Below are 14,063 nucleotides of genomic sequence, written 5' to 3'. Positions count from 1 at the left end.
TTGCTGTTACTTTTTGAAACATTTCAGATTTCTCACGTGCTACACTCGCCGCCTTGGACACTCTGGAACCCCGCCTCATGCCCCTGTCTTCCGTTCCGCGTGCAGCGATCCTGCCGCTGCTGCTGGCCACCGCTTTCTGCGCCAAGGCCGACCCGCTGCCCCCTTCGCTGGACCAACCCTACCCGGGCACGGTCCGGATGAAGATCGATGCCTCCGACACCGCTCGCAACATCTTCCGCATCCAGCAGACCATCCCTGCCAAGCCGGGCAAGCTGACACTGCTCTATCCGCAGTGGGTCACGGCCCAGCACGGCCCGACGGGTGCGCTGCACCAACTGGCGGGCCTGAAGGTATCGGCCAACGGCAAGCCCGTGGCATGGAAGCGCGATCCCCTCAACGTGTTTGCGTTCCAGGTCGACGTGCCGAAGGATGCCCAGGCAGTGGATGTGGAATACCAGCACCTGTCGCCCACCGAAAGCGGCCAGGGCCGCATAGCCGTGACGCCGGACATCCTCGGCATCCAGTGGCAGTCGATGACGATGTACCCGGCGGGCTACCACACTCGCCGCATCCCGATCCAGACCACGCTGACCTTGCCGGCCGGCTGGCAATACGGCACGGCCCTGGAGACGGCGCAACGTGCGGGCGACGAGATCCAGTTCAAGACCACCGACCTGGAGACCTTCATCGACTCGCCGCTGTTCGCGGGACGCCACTTCAAACGGTTCGACCTGGACCCCGGTGCGAAAGTTCCCGTCCGGCTGAATATCGTGGCCGACACGGCCGAAGCGCTGGACGCCAAGCCGGAACAGATCGAGTTGCACCGGGCGCTCGTGAAGCAGGCCTATAAACTGTTCAACTCGCAGCACTACACGCACTACGATTTCCTGTTCGCGCTGTCGGAAGAATTCGGCGGCGTGGGCCGCGAGCACCACCAGTCCAGCGAGAACGGCGTCAAGAGCAACTACTTCACGGAGTGGAGCAAGACGGAAGCCGTGCGCACCCTGCTGCCGCACGAATTCACCCACTCGTGGAACGGCAAGTTCCGCCGCCCCAAGGGCCAGGACGTCCCCAACTTCAACACGCCGCTGGAAAACAGCCTGCTGTGGGTATACGAAGGCCAGACGCAGTACTGGGGCCAGGTGCTGGCGGCCCGTTCCGGTCTCGTCAAGGCGTCCAGCGTGCGTGACATCATCGCCGCCACCGCCGCCACGTATGCCAACGTGCAGGGCCGCACGTGGCGCCCTGTCGTCGACACGACCTACGATCCCATCATCAGCCAGCGCCGGCCGCAGGTATGGCCGAACTGGCAGCGCAGCGAGGACTATTACTCGGAAGGCGCGCTGATCTGGCTGGGCGTGGACACGCTCATCCGCGAACTGTCCGGCGACAAGCGCTCGCTGGACGATTTCGCCCGTGCCTTCTTCGGCGTCGACAACGGCGTCAACGTGGCCAAGCACTACACGTTCGACGACGTCGTCAAGGCATTGCACGGCGTCCAGCCGTACGACTGGGCGGCGTTCCTGAAGAAGAAGGTCGAGGAGACGGGGCCGGCACCGCTGGACGGCCTGGCGCGCGCGGGCTGGAAACTCGTCTACACGGACACGCAGACGGAATTCCTCAAGAGCGTCGAGGAGCAGAGCAAGACGGCCAACTTCCAGTTCTCGCTGGGCTTCTCCGTGGCCAGCGACGGCAAGATCACGGGCATCGTCTGGGACGGCCTGGGCTTCCAGGCAGGCTTGTCGGGCAATACGACGCTGCTGGCCGTCAACGGCCGGGCCTACAAGGCCGAGGCGTTGCGCGCGGCCGTCACGGCAGCCGCCAAGGACAGGAAACCGATCGAGCTGCTCGTCAAGCGCGGCAACGACTACCGCACCGTGCCGCTGGCCTATTACGGCGGCCTCAAGTATCCGCGCCTGGAGCGCATCGAGGGCACGCCGGACCGGCTGGAGGCCATCCTGCAAGCGATCAAGTGAACTGCGGTGAGCTGCGGTAAGCTGCGGTAGCCGCGGTAGCCGTAGTAAGCCGCGGTAGGCGGCAGCAGGCCGCGCCGGTGCAGGCGCGGGCCCGCCGAGTGAGAGGGCGCACGTTGCTACCGGCACGTGCGCCCTTGTTGCGTCCCGTTCGGTACAGTCCCGTTACGCAACCATGGGAGACGACATGATCACGCTGCACACCTGGACCACGCCGAACGGGCGCAAACCCATCATCCTGCTCGAGGAGCTGGCGGTGCCCTACACCATCGTGCCAGTCGACCTGGGCCAGCGCGAGCAGTTCGAGCCGGCCTTCCTGGCCATCTCCCCCAACAACAAGATTCCCGCGCTGGTGGACGACGAGGCGGCCGGCGCCCCGCTGACGATGTTCGAGAGTGGCGCCATCCTGACCTACCTGGCCGAAAAGCATGGCCGGCTGCTGCCAGCGGCGGGCGCCGAACGCTACCGGGTGCTGACGTGGCTGCACTGGCAGATCGGCGGCGTCGGGCCGATGTTCGGCCAGTTGGGCTTTTTCGCGAAACAGGACGATGCGTTCGCCATCGACCACTTCGTCAAGGAAGCCGAACGGCTGCTGGGGGTACTGGACAAGCAGCTGTCGACCGGCCCCTATCTTGCCGGCGCCGGGTATTCGATTGCCGACATCGCCGTCTATCCGTGGATCGTCGCCGCCACCGAGCGGCTCGGGCCCCAGCTGGGCGCAACCTTGGCCGGCAAGGCTGCGCTGCAGCGCTGGCTCAAGCTGGTGGGTGAGCGGCCGGCCGTGGGCAAGGCGATGGCCTGGTCGGCCGGGTGATCGCGCCGGCGCGACGCATCACGCGCAGCGCGATGTGACACCGGTCGCGCGTTCCAACACGTAGTCCAGGTTGCGACCGTCATCGCGCGGACTGCCCCGCCAGCCCTGCGCGGCATAGAAGCGGTCGGCACGGGTGCCGGCGCCGGTCGCCAGGCGGATGCGCTCGTGGCCCTGTGCAAACAGCCAGTCCGTTGCCAGGCCCAGCAGGTGTTTCGCCATCCCCCTCCCCTCGTATCCCGGCTGGACGAACAGCGCCCAGATCGACGCATCGGCGCGGTCGGCATAACAGAAGGCGGCGATCGTGCCATCCAGTTCGGCGACCCAGCCGCGCCCGGCCCGGTCCAGGTAGTCCTCGTACATCGCCAGCGTCACCCGGCTCGGGTCGGACAGTACGTTTTCCGTCACCGCCAGGCGGATCGCGGACATGGCCGGGATGTCGGCTGCCGTCGCCCGGCGGTACAGCGGTGCGGGATGCGCCATTGCCGTCATGCGCCCTCCGCCGTCGTTTGCAGGTAGCGCGCGCTCCACGCGGCAATCAGGTCGGCCACGTAGACGGCATCGGCACGCTGCGTCAGCAGGTGGTCGGCGCTGTCCAGGCTGATGTAGCTTTTCGGGTGCTTGGCGGCGGCGAAGATGTGCAGGGCATTGTCGATGCCCACCGTCGTGTCGCCTGGCGCATGCATCACCAGCAGGGCCTTGCGCAAGGCGGCGATCTTCGGCTGCAATGCATGCTCTGCCACGTCGTCGAGGAACTGCTTGCGGATGCGGAACGGCCGCCCGGCCAGTTGCACCTGGGCTTCGCCGTCCGCCACGATGGTGTCGATCTGCGCGTCGAACAGGTGCGTCACGTGCGATGGATCGCTGGGCGCGGCGATCGTCACCACGGCGCGCGCTTCCGGGATGTTGCCCGCGACGGCCAGCGTGGCGGCCCCGCCCAGGCTGTGGCCGATCAGCAGTTGCGGCGCCGCGCGCGTGGCACGCAGGTAGTCGGCGGCGGCGGCCAGGTCGGCGATATTGGAAGAAAAATTCGTGTTGGCGAAATCGCCTTCGCTGGCGCCCAGTCCCGTGAAGTCGAAGCGCAGCACGGCGATGCCGTGCTCCGTCAGCGCCTGGGCGATGCGGCTGGCCGCGAACACGTCCTTGCCGCACGTGAAGCAGTGCGCGAACAGCGCGTACGCGCGGATGGGTCCGTCGGGCGCATCCAGCCGCGCCGCCAGCATGGCGCCGCTGGCGTCGGGGAAATCGAGTCGTTCTGCTCGCATCGTTGGCTCTTCTTGTGGAGATGGGCGTACTGTGCACGGGATGAGGCGCGACGGCAAGCCCCATTGCCCTGTCAGCCGAACAAGCCGTGCAGGAACCAGCGCGGTTCCCCGTCCTCGTCGGTCCCCGTCAACCGTTCCCGGTAGACCCAGTAATGCGCGTTGTCCTCGCCCTGGGCGATGAAATAGTCGCGCGTTTGCGTCTCCCCCACCAGCCCGCCTCGATCCGTTCGGCCGACGACACCATGCGCAGCGGCGAGCAGTAGAACGGCCGGTGGTCGCGCACCAGCAGCGCGATCGGTTTCGCCAGCAGCCATGTGGGCCGGGGCAGGCTGCCGGGCGGCAGCGCGGCCGCCACGTTGGCCGGTTTGTCCTGCACCGGTGCCCAGCCGTTGGCATGCTCGGGACGGTGGTCGGCCCGGGGCGCCGCCTGCAGCACGTTGTCGGCGCCCAGCCGGGCCACCAGCAGTTCGAACAGGCGCAGGCGGTCTTCCTTGCTGCCGCCCGGCTCGGGAAACAGCGAGTCGCTGAGCGGCGCCATCGGCTTGACCTGCAGCGCCTCCAGGCACAAGCCGATGACGGGCGCCTCCAGTACCAGCTTGGCCAGCTTCTCCTTCAGCAGGCGCACCAGGTGATCGTCGCGCCACACCGGTTCGGCCAGCATGATGTCGATGGCCGTGGGCGGCCGCGCCACCCTGCCCCGTTCGTGTTCCAGCAGCAGGCTGATGCGTTCGACGGCGAACTGGCGCACGCACAGCCAGCCCGTCAGCTGCTGCAGCAGCCGGCGGGCACCGGCCAGCAGCAGGTCGGCATCGTCGATGCGGTCGAACAGTTCCAGTTTCTCCCGGAAACCGGGCGGCGCCTCGATCCAGCGGAACATCTCGGCCGTGTGCCCGCGCGCCGCATCGAGCACGTCCAGCAGCGCGCGGCCGCAGCGCCGCTGCAGGCCGGGCCGCGGCAGGCGCATCAGCTCGCCCACCGTCAGGCAGCCGATCCCCTCCAGCCACGCCAGGTAGGGCCGTGCCGGCGGCAACAGGCTCACCGGCAGGCCCTGCAGCCGGCGCTCCATCGTCTCGATTGTTAAAGAACGTCCCGCACCGCTGCGGGCCAGCAACCATGCGCCGCGTGCCGTCGGCGCCACGCCCAGCACCGCCGTGAAACCCAGCGCCTGCAGGCTTTCCCGCACCAGCGCGCACAGCCGCCGGATGCCGCCGAACAGGCGCAGGCTGGCGCCCACGTCCAGCAGCAGCGTCGCCTCCTCCCCTTCCGTCACCTGCGGCGTGTAGCGCAGCAGGGCCATCGCCACCGCGTGCAGGGCCTCGGCCTCCTGCGCGGGCGCACGTTCGTGCAGCGCGATCTCCGGCGCCAGCATCAGCGCGCCGCCGCGGCGCATGCCGGGCCGCACGCCGGCCCGGTGCGCCCTCTCCGATACGGCCAGCACCACCTCGTGTTCCAGTACGGCCGTGCCGGCGTCAGCCGACCAGCGCGGGCTGAACACTTCGAGCGGGAGCCGGGGCAGGTGCAGGCCGATCCAGAGTCGCATGTCGTTGCAGTAAAGAAGGTGTCAATGGCAAGAACAGCGGCGCTTCCCGTTGCGGCCCGCGCCGCTTGATAAAACCGATGTCCATGCCGCCCGCGGCCGGCCGCAGCGACAGGCGCAACGGCGCGGGTGACGCATCCTGCGCGGCCGCCAGCGGCCGCAGCAGGCAAAACAAGGTATCGCCGCTTTGCGCCGCCAGATGCAGCCGTCGCAATGCCTCGCCTCGCACATGCTGCTGCCACAGCAGCAGTGCGCCGCAGCAGCCGCTGCGCAGGATCTGCTCGGCCGCCCACAGCGCGTCCGTGCTCTTGCCCGTATTCCGGATCCAGATCAGCTGCGACGGCGCAATGCCCAACGCGGCCAATGCCAGCGCCTGCGGCGCATGGGGCGGTTGCAACAGCACGATGGACCGCCGCGCCGCCGCCAGCGCCGCCAGGGCCGGCCGCAGCAGGCGGATTTCGCCCACGCCCGGTTGCGGCAACAGCAATTCAAACAACGTTCCCGTCGGCCAGCCGCCGCCCGGCAGCTGGGCCGACAGGGCTGGGTAGCCGGTGTCGACACAGCGGTCGGTCGATTGCGCCAGTTGCGATGCAAGCCACAACGAGGGATGCAAGACTTCCGGCGCGGTCATCGCAGCAGGGTGCGGATCGGAGCGGGCCATGGGATAAATGTTCAAATACTGTATATGCATACAGTAATCGCTGAACCGGGGTTTGGCAAGGATTTTCTTGTCAGAGTGTCTAAACCATTGCTTTAACAAGCAATGCTTAACCCATTGAATTTTAAAGATTAAAGCGGCCAAACAGCCTGCGTCGAGATGAGACAATTGCCCAACGGTATCGTGCGCAAGCCAAGGCCGGCCGCCTGCTGCGACCGGGTCCGCATGCCGGCCCTGACGCCGCCGTACGCCGACAGCAATACCTCAGCGGCGCTGCTTGCCGAAGAACGCCAGCATCATCCGCCCCGCATCCGGTCCCGCCTTGGCATGAAAGGCCAGGCGCTCGTCGCCACCGCTCCAGGCGTGCTCCAGCACGTCGATATGGGCGGCGCGCACCACCAGCTGGCGGCCGCGATAGTAATCGCGTACTTCGTGGCCATTGCGGTTGCCGCGCAGCCCCGCCGGCTCGACCTTGATGCGCGCCGGCGTGCCGGGCGGCAAGCCGTTCAGCAGCAGGGCCTGCCTGATCAGCTGCTGCTGGTTGACGGGATACACCACCGTGTCCCCTCCGCCCTGGATCACGATCGTGGGCATGCCGGGGAAATCGGGCCGGCGCGCCAGGATCTCCTCCACCGCCGCATCGGCGCGCGTGCCGGCGCCATGCCGCATCACGCCCAGTGCGCCGATGGCGCCATGGCCGGCCCCGAAGACGGGACCGGAATGCAGGCCCACGGCCGCGAACAGGTGCGGGAAATTGAGGGCAAGGATGTGCGCCATGCCGGCCCCGGCCGAGATGCCGCACGCGTAGATGCGGCGCCGGTCGATCGGGTAGCGCTCCAGTACTCGTGCCAGCACGGCGGCGACGGGCTGGACGTCGCCACCGCCCTGCTGGGTGGCCCTGTCGAACCAGCGCCAGCAGCGCTGCGCATGCACGCTGGCCGACTGCTGCGGGTACAGGACCGCGTACCCGTGCTTTTCCGCCAGCAGGTTCATCCGCGTTCCCTCGGCAAATTCGGTGGCGCTCTGGTGGCAGCCGTGCAGCATCACCACGAGCGGCAGGCCGCCGGCCAGCGCTTGCGCCGACACCGTGTGCGGCAGATACAGCCAGTAGCGCATGCGCCGTGGCGGCAACCCCGGCACGGCGACGATTTCCTGCCCGGCCAGCCACTTGCCGGGCGCCACCGCGGGCGTGCGGACCCGTGCCGCCGCCGGCCGGCGCGCCACCTTCCGGGGCGGCGGCGCAGTAACCGCCGGTAACGCCAGCAACCCAGCCACGACCTTGCCGGCCGCTTTCCGCTGCGTCCTGCCCAGTTTGGCCAGGCTGCGCAACAATGCCGTCCCGCCGCCTGTCTTGCCGCTTCGTCTTGCCATGCCGCGCTCCTGTGTGGGCTCACACTATTGACTTTCGGTAAGGGCACGAAAAACCCGCTTGCGCTATTCTGGCATGCGCACCGCCGGGCTATGCGCGGCGGCTTTTTCACCATGGATTCACAGGAGACCATAATGAGCTATCTCGACCGAGACCCGTTTGGCATTTACCGTGACCGTACCAACGACGGCCCTGGCCCGCGCCTGATGGGCGCCGACACCCTGATGGGCGAGGACGTCTACAACCGCCAGGAAGAAGACCTGGGCGACATCAAGGAAATCATGATCGACATGCAAAGCGGCCAGATCGCCTACGCCGTGCTGTCGTTCGGTGGCATCCTGGGCATGGGCGACAAGCTGTTTGCCGTGCCATGGCAGGCCCTGCAGCTCGACACCGTCAACAAGCGCTTCATCCTGGATGTGTCGAAGCAGCGCCTGGAAAGCGCGCCCGGCTTCGACAAGGACCGCTGGCCCGACATGGCCAGCGCCGAGTTTGGCAGCCAGATCCACGGCTTCTACGGCACCCAGCAGGCCATGCCGGGCCAGATGACGTCCACCGGCAGCGTGATGGGCAGCGGCACCGGCACGATGCAGAGCGGCAGCAGCTATGGCCAGAGCGGCAGCATGTCGGGCTCGTCGGGCAGCCTGTCCGGCAGCCAGAGCGGCAACCTGGGCAGCGGCAGCGGCCTGTCCAGCCAGAGCGGCAGCCTGGGCAGCGGTTCCGGCCTGGGCAGCAGCAGCCTGGACCTGGACAACCAGTCCGACCTGACGGACAAGAACGTCAACCAGGTGGGCGGCTTGTCGAACCAGAACAGCAGCCTCGACCCGAACAAGAAATTCTGACGTAACGGCCCGGCAGCTGTAAAACAAACGACCGCCGCGGCGGTCGTTTGTTCATGGGGTCTGTCCCTGAGCCTTCCCCTCATTTTTAATAGATGAGTACTAGACTAGCCAGCTCCTGCATAGCTTCGCGGAGCTGGCTGTGCGTCAGCCTTCGATACCTGACGTCGGCGAGCCATTGGCGAGCTAAGGAAACGATCGACACAGTTTTCGCGGATTTGGGTTTGCTGCCGTAGCGCATACGATAGCCCCGACTTTGCGCAACGATGCCGATGATCCATAGGGCGAAGCTGAGCAAGGTGCCGATAAGAAGTAATGCGGCGAGACGCTTGGGTTGGCGTGTTTGACTGTGGCGAATCCCCATCCCCCACCGCGGGTTTTTGAGGTCGCGGAAAGTCTGTTCGATTTGCATGCGACAGCTGTATAAGGCGACGATCTGTTTTGCACGCAGCTTCGATAGCCCTGGTGAGACGGACAACAGCCAGGGTTCGGATTGTCCCTTACGCTGTTTGTTGCTGTGATGGCTGCCGGCGTCATTGCCGAAGACGGTCAATTTCTTTCGTCCTTGGGGCGACTTCTTCACCAAAGTCAGACGGCATTTCACCAAGCGCGATTGGGTATGTTCGAACCGTCCCAAATCGCGTGGGACCTTAGTGGCGTGAGGGTAAAGCTCTTTGCAAGGCTGCCACTTCGTGGTGCCTTCTACGCGAACGGTGTCGAGATTACGAATTCTACCGATCCAATCGTAGCCGAGCTCGCCGAGCATCTGGAACCAAGTCCCCCGAAAGCCCGCGTCGGTGATGATCACTGGACTGCGGTGTGGAGGCAGTACCGTCCGTAGAGTCTCCAGGAAACGATGATGGACTTGTCTGCTGCCATACGACTTGGTCGGATGCAGCTCCTCATAAATCGTGATCGCACGCCCCTCCACCACCACGGCGGCGCGCAGCAAATGCTGACTTACATCCGGCAGCAAATCAGACCAATCGACGATCACTGCAATGCGCTCCTGATGCGGCAGGAGGTGGTGCGCCAAGGCCTTGAAGATGCTTACCCGCTCCTTGGCCAAGTGAGCGTTACTTAGAAGGCGGTCGATGCGCTTGATCCGATAGCGTAGGCTTACTTCACTTTCTAGCGCCTTGCTCATTCCCATCATTGCCAGCCCGCCGCTGCGGGCCGCTTCGACAGCATCGGCCAAACATCTCCGCCGTTTGGCGTGCATCGCGGAGCACTGATCGGCCAAAAACTTCTGTATGATTTGCTGTGCATGCATGGTCTGTGCCTTTCATTCGCAGTTTGGTCGCTACGAATAAAAGGGCTAACACAGCCATGCATGCGCCGTTTTTGGGATTGAAAGTTAGCAGCTTCCGCTTCCGTTTACAACAGAAATTTGTGGGGAAGGCTCAGGGTCTGTCCCTGCAAGGGACTGACCCCGAAGTTGCTGATGCCGTAAAGTTCAGCCCAACCGCCCCGCCATCACCGCTGCATCGACTCCCACACCTTGAACAGCCGCTTGACCGACACCGGCATCGGCGTGCGCAGCTCCTGCGCATACAGCGACACGCGCAACTCCTCCAGCAGCCAGCGGTATTCCACCAGCTTCGGATCGGTGTTCTTGCCGGCCGACTTGTCGCGCGCCATGCGCAGGTACGGCTGCGCGGCCTGGTGCCACTCGGCCATCGCCTTGGCGTCGCGCGCGGGATCGGCGCGCAGCTTCTCCAGCCGCACGTTCATCGCCTTCAGGTAGCGCGGGAAATGCGCCAGCTGGGCGAACTCCGTGTCGAGCAGGAAGCGCTTGTGCACGAGGCCCTTCAGCTGCTCCTGCATGTCGGCGGCGGCCTGCGGGTTGATGCCCTGCAGGCGCTTGGGCAGGCCGTGGAACTCCGTCAGCACCTGCGACACCAGCCGCGCGATCTCGTTCACCAGCAGCACCAGGCGCGACTTGCCCTCGTCCTTGCGCCGGTTGAACGACGCAGCGTCCGTCGGCAGCGGGTCCTGCAGGCAGGCGATGTCGATCGCCTTGGCGATAATCTGGTCGCGCAGTTCCTCCTGCGTGCCCATGCTCATGAACTGCATGCCCATCTGCTGCAGGTTGGGGATGCTCTTCTCGACGAACTTGATCTGGTCCTTCATCTGCAGCGCGAACAGGCGCCGCAGGCCGATGCGGTGCGTGCGCGCCGCCACGTTCGGGTCGTCGAACACCTCCAGGTCGCAATGGGTGACCTTGTCGACCAGGGCCGGGAAGCCGATCAGGGTCAGCTTGCCCTGCACGATCTCCAGCAGCTCCGGCAGTTCGCCGAAGGTCCATGCCGTGATATTGGTGTGCGCGGCTGCCGCCGCCGGTGCTGCCGCCGGTGCGGGCGGCGGCGCGCTGCCCGGCTTGCCGCCGGCCTTGACCTCGCCGGCGATACCGCCGTGCGCCGCGCCTCTGGACTTCGCACCGCCATCCAGCCGCGCCAGCGAACTGGCGGAGGCCGGCGGCGCGTTCTCCGCCATCTTCTGGAAGCTCTGGCGTGCCTGCGCGCCGTACTCCGCCTGCAAGGTGGCGAGGTTGCGGCCCATGTCCAGCTGGCGCCCGTGCTCGTCGATCACCTTGAAGTTCATGAAGTGGTGCGCGGGCAGCTGTTCGGGCTTGAAGTCGGACGTCAGCACGTTGATCGTCACCTGCTCGCGGATGTCGGCGATGATCGCGTCGATCAGGTCGCCGCGGCCGAACGCCTCCCTGGCGGCGATGCGTTCGCAGAACTTCGCCGCGTATTCCGGCAGCGGCACCATGTGGCGGCGCTGCTTCTGCGGCAGGGATTTGAGCAGCAGGTGCACCTTCTCCTTCAGCATGCCCGGCACCAGCCATTCGCAGCGTTCGCGCGACAGCTGGTTCAACGCATACAGCGGCACGTGCAGGGTAACGCCGTCGCGCACCGTGCCCGGCTCGAAGTGGTACGTCAGGCTCATCTCGATGCCGGCGGCCAGCATCTTCTTCGGGAACAGCTCCGTCGTCACGCCCGCGGCCTCGTGCCGCATCAGGTCTTCCTTGACGAGGTAGAGGAGCTTCGGATCGGCCTGCGTGGCCTGCTTGTGCCAGGCCTCGAAGCCGGCGCCGTTGACGACGTCGTGCGGGATCAGCTTGTCGTAGAACGCCTCGATCAGCTGTTCGTCCACCAGCACGTCCTGGCGGCGCGACTTGTGTTCCAGCGTCTCGATCTCCTTCACCAGCTTGTGGTTGTGGATGAAGAACGGCGCACGCGTGTCGTAGTCGCCCGCCACCAGCGCATCGCGGATGAAGATCTCGCGCGCCTCTTCCGGATTGTGCAGTGCGTAGTTGATGCGGCGCTGGCTGTACACCGTCAGGCCGTACAACGTCGCCTTCTCGGAGGCGGTGACTTGGGCGGGCCGCCTTTCCCAGCGCGGCTCGCCCCACGATTTCCTCAGCAGGTGCGCGCCCACCTTCTCCAGCCACTCCGGCTCGATCTTGGCGATCGTGCGCGCGTACAGCCGGGTCGTCTCGACCAGTTCGGCCGCCATCACCCACTTGCCGGCCTTCTTGCCCAGCGCGGAGCCGGGCCAGATGTGGAACTTGATGCCGCGCGCGCCCAGGTAGCCCGGGTCGTCTTCCATCTTGAAGCCGACGTTGCCCAGCAGGCCCGTCAAGAGCGCCATGTGCAGCTGCTCGTACGTGGCCGCCGCCTCGTTCAGGCGCCAGCCCTGCTCCTTCACCAGCGTCAGGAGCTGCGAGTGGACGTCGCGCCATTCGCGCAGGCGCACCTGCGACAGGAAGCTGGCGCGGCAGTTGTCCATCAACTGGCGGTTGGTCTTCTTGTGCGCGATCGCGTCCTCGAACCAGTGCCAGATCTTCAGGTAGGACAGGAACTCGGACTTGTCGTCGTTGAACTTGGCGTGGGCCTGGTCGGCCGCCTGCTGGTGTTCGATGGGGCGGTCGCGCGGGTCCTGCACCGACAGCGCGGACGCGACAATCAGCACTTCCGTCAGGCAGGCGCTCTCCTGCCCGGCCAGGATCATGCGGCCCACGCGCGGGTCCAGCGGCAGCTTGGCCAGCTTGCGGCCCAGGCTTGTGAGGCGGTTGTCGTCGTCGACGGCGCCCAGTTCCTGCAGCAGCTGGTAGCCGTCCGCGATCGCGCGCGCCAGCGGCGGCTCGATGAAGGGGAAGGTCTCGACGTCCGTCAGGTGCAGGGACTTCATGCGCAGGATGACGGCCGCCAGCGACGAGCGCAGAATCTCCGGGTCGGTAAACTTGGGCCGCTGCTTGAAGTCCTCTTCGTCGTACAGGCGGATGCAGACGCCGTCGGCCACGCGGCCGCAACGGCCGGCGCGCTGGTTGGCGGCCGACTGCGCGACCGGCTCGACCTGCAGCTGCTCCACCTTGTTGCGGTAGCTGTAGCGCTTCACCCGCGCGGTGCCGGCATCGACGACGTAGCGGATGCCCGGCACCGTCAGCGACGTCTCCGCCACGTTCGTCGCCAGCACGATGCGGCGCGCGTTCGTCGTGCGGAACACGCGGTCCTGCTCCTCCACCGACAGGCGCGCGAACAGGGGCAGGATCTCCACGTGCGGTGGATGGTGCTTGCGCAGCGCCTCGGCGGCATCGCGGATCTCCCGTTCGCCCGGCAGGAACACCAGCACGTCGCCTTGCCCGATGCGGCAGACCTCGTCGACGCCGTCGACGATGGCATCCATCAGGTCGCGCTTGTCCTTGGCGGCGGCGGACGTACGCAGCTGCGGCTTGGCCGCGTTGGCGCCCGGCGGCAGCGCGATCGCTTCCCGTTCCACGGGGCGGTAGCGGATCTCCACCGCGTACAGGCGGCCGGACACCTCGATGACGGGCACCGGCGGCTTGCCTTCCTGCGAGAAGTGGCGGGCAAAGCGCTCCGCGTCGATCGTCGCGGACGTGATGATGACCTTCAGGTCCGGCCGGCGCGGCAGCAGCTGCTTCAGGTAGCCCAGCAGGAAGTCGATGTTCAGGCTGCGCTCGTGGGCTTCGTCGATGATGATCGTGTCGTAGCCCTTGAGGAGCGGATCGGTCTGGGTCTCGGCCAGCAGGATACCGTCCGTCATCAGCTTGACGTAGGCGCCCTTGTGCAGGGTGTCGTTGAAGCGCACCTTGTAGCCCACGTGCTCGCCCAGCGGCGTGCCCAGTTCCTGGGCGATGCGCTTGGCGGTCGACGATGCGGCGATGCGGCGCGGCTGCGTGTGGCCGATCAGGCCATTCTGGCCACGCCCCAGCTCCAGGCAGATCTTCGGCAGCTGCGTCGTCTTGCCCGACCCCGTCTCGCCGGAGACGATCACGACTTGATGCTTGCGCAAGGCCTCGGCAATCTCCTCGCGCCGGCCCGATACCGGCAGGTCTTCCGGGAAGCGGATCGGTGGCAGCGGGTTACGGAACGCGCGTGCCGCCTCGCGTTCGGCGCGCTCGGCTTCGCGGGCCGCGCGGGCGGCCGCCTGCTCCGGCGTCTCGGGGCGGCGCTGGGCGGGCTCGCCGCGGCGGCCGTCGCCACGCGGGCGGCGTGCCTGGCCGCCGGGGGATTTCTCTGCGGGCGTTGCGGAAGAGGGGGAACGGGACTGCTTGCTGGCTTCTGACATTGTTTTTTACATAGAT

Annotated in this window: 9 protein-coding genes and 1 pseudogene; 3 read left to right on the top strand and 7 right to left on the bottom strand. The window is 66.5% G+C overall.

Going from position 1 to position 14,063, the window contains the following annotated elements; genetic code table 11:
- Positions 1-77 precede the first annotated feature (77 nt).
- Together PX653_RS00450 and PX653_RS00445 are read left to right on the top strand one after the other, a co-directional pair.
- Positions 78-1,976, top strand: a complete 1,899-nt coding sequence (locus tag PX653_RS00450; protein WP_277416003.1) for a M61 family metallopeptidase — start codon at positions 78-80, stop codon at positions 1,974-1,976.
- Between the two features lie 184 nt (positions 1,977-2,160).
- A complete protein-coding gene (locus tag PX653_RS00445) occupies positions 2,161-2,787 on the top strand; it encodes a glutathione S-transferase family protein (RefSeq protein WP_277416002.1) in 627 nt (208 codons plus the stop codon).
- Positions 2,788-2,805: 18 nt separating this feature from the next.
- On the opposite strand, the gene PX653_RS00440 is transcribed toward PX653_RS00445, so the two are convergent.
- The 5 genes and pseudogenes from PX653_RS00440 to PX653_RS00420 all read right to left on the bottom strand — a co-directional run bounded on the left by PX653_RS00440 (position 2,806) and on the right by PX653_RS00420 (position 7,615).
- Positions 2,806-3,276 (bottom strand): GNAT family N-acetyltransferase, encoded by a 471-nt coding sequence (locus PX653_RS00440; protein WP_307730920.1) that lies wholly within the window; start codon positions 3,274-3,276, stop codon positions 2,806-2,808.
- Positions 3,273-4,049, bottom strand: coding sequence for an alpha/beta hydrolase family protein (locus PX653_RS00435; RefSeq protein WP_277416001.1), 777 nt, complete (start codon positions 4,047-4,049; stop codon positions 3,273-3,275). The genes PX653_RS00440 and PX653_RS00435 overlap by 4 nt, the downstream gene beginning before the upstream one ends.
- A gap of 71 nt (positions 4,050-4,120) precedes the next feature.
- Positions 4,121-5,589, bottom strand: a pseudogene (locus PX653_RS00430) (Y-family DNA polymerase).
- The gene (gene imuA, locus PX653_RS00425) at positions 5,519-6,247 is read right to left on the bottom strand and encodes a translesion DNA synthesis-associated protein ImuA (RefSeq protein WP_277418673.1); all 729 of its coding nucleotides are present in this window, start codon (positions 6,245-6,247) and stop codon (positions 5,519-5,521) included. The pseudogene PX653_RS00430 and the gene imuA overlap by 71 nt, the downstream one beginning before the upstream one ends.
- Before the next feature lie 261 nt (positions 6,248-6,508).
- Positions 6,509-7,615 carry an extracellular catalytic domain type 1 short-chain-length polyhydroxyalkanoate depolymerase gene (locus PX653_RS00420; protein WP_277416000.1) on the bottom strand — a complete coding sequence of 369 codons (1,107 nt, stop codon included), beginning with the start codon at positions 7,613-7,615 and terminating at the stop codon, positions 6,509-6,511.
- Positions 7,616-7,747: 132 nt separating this feature from the next.
- Between PX653_RS00420 and PX653_RS00415 the strand changes: the two genes are divergently transcribed.
- Entirely contained in the window at positions 7,748-8,455 is a 708-nt protein-coding gene (locus tag PX653_RS00415; RefSeq protein ID WP_277415999.1) for a PRC-barrel domain-containing protein, read from the top strand.
- A gap of 85 nt (positions 8,456-8,540) precedes the next feature.
- Here PX653_RS00415 and PX653_RS00410 read toward each other — a convergent pair whose 3' ends face one another.
- Together PX653_RS00410 and hrpA are read right to left on the bottom strand one after the other, a co-directional pair.
- Positions 8,541-9,725, bottom strand: a complete 1,185-nt coding sequence (locus PX653_RS00410; RefSeq protein WP_277415998.1) for an IS4 family transposase — start codon at positions 9,723-9,725, stop codon at positions 8,541-8,543.
- Positions 9,726-9,928: 203 nt separating this feature from the next.
- On the bottom strand, positions 9,929-14,047 hold the full coding sequence (hrpA, locus tag PX653_RS00405; protein ID WP_277415997.1) for an ATP-dependent RNA helicase HrpA: 4,119 nt from the start codon (positions 14,045-14,047) through the stop codon (positions 9,929-9,931).
- Between the last annotated feature and the right edge of the window lie 16 nt (positions 14,048-14,063).

It is taken from the genome of Pseudoduganella chitinolytica (assembly GCF_029028125.1).
GTDB lineage: Bacteria > Pseudomonadota > Gammaproteobacteria > Burkholderiales > Burkholderiaceae_D > Rugamonas > Rugamonas chitinolytica.
The sequence above is the reverse complement of the archived record's forward strand: the minus strand, read 5'-3'. Positions and strand labels throughout refer to the sequence as shown.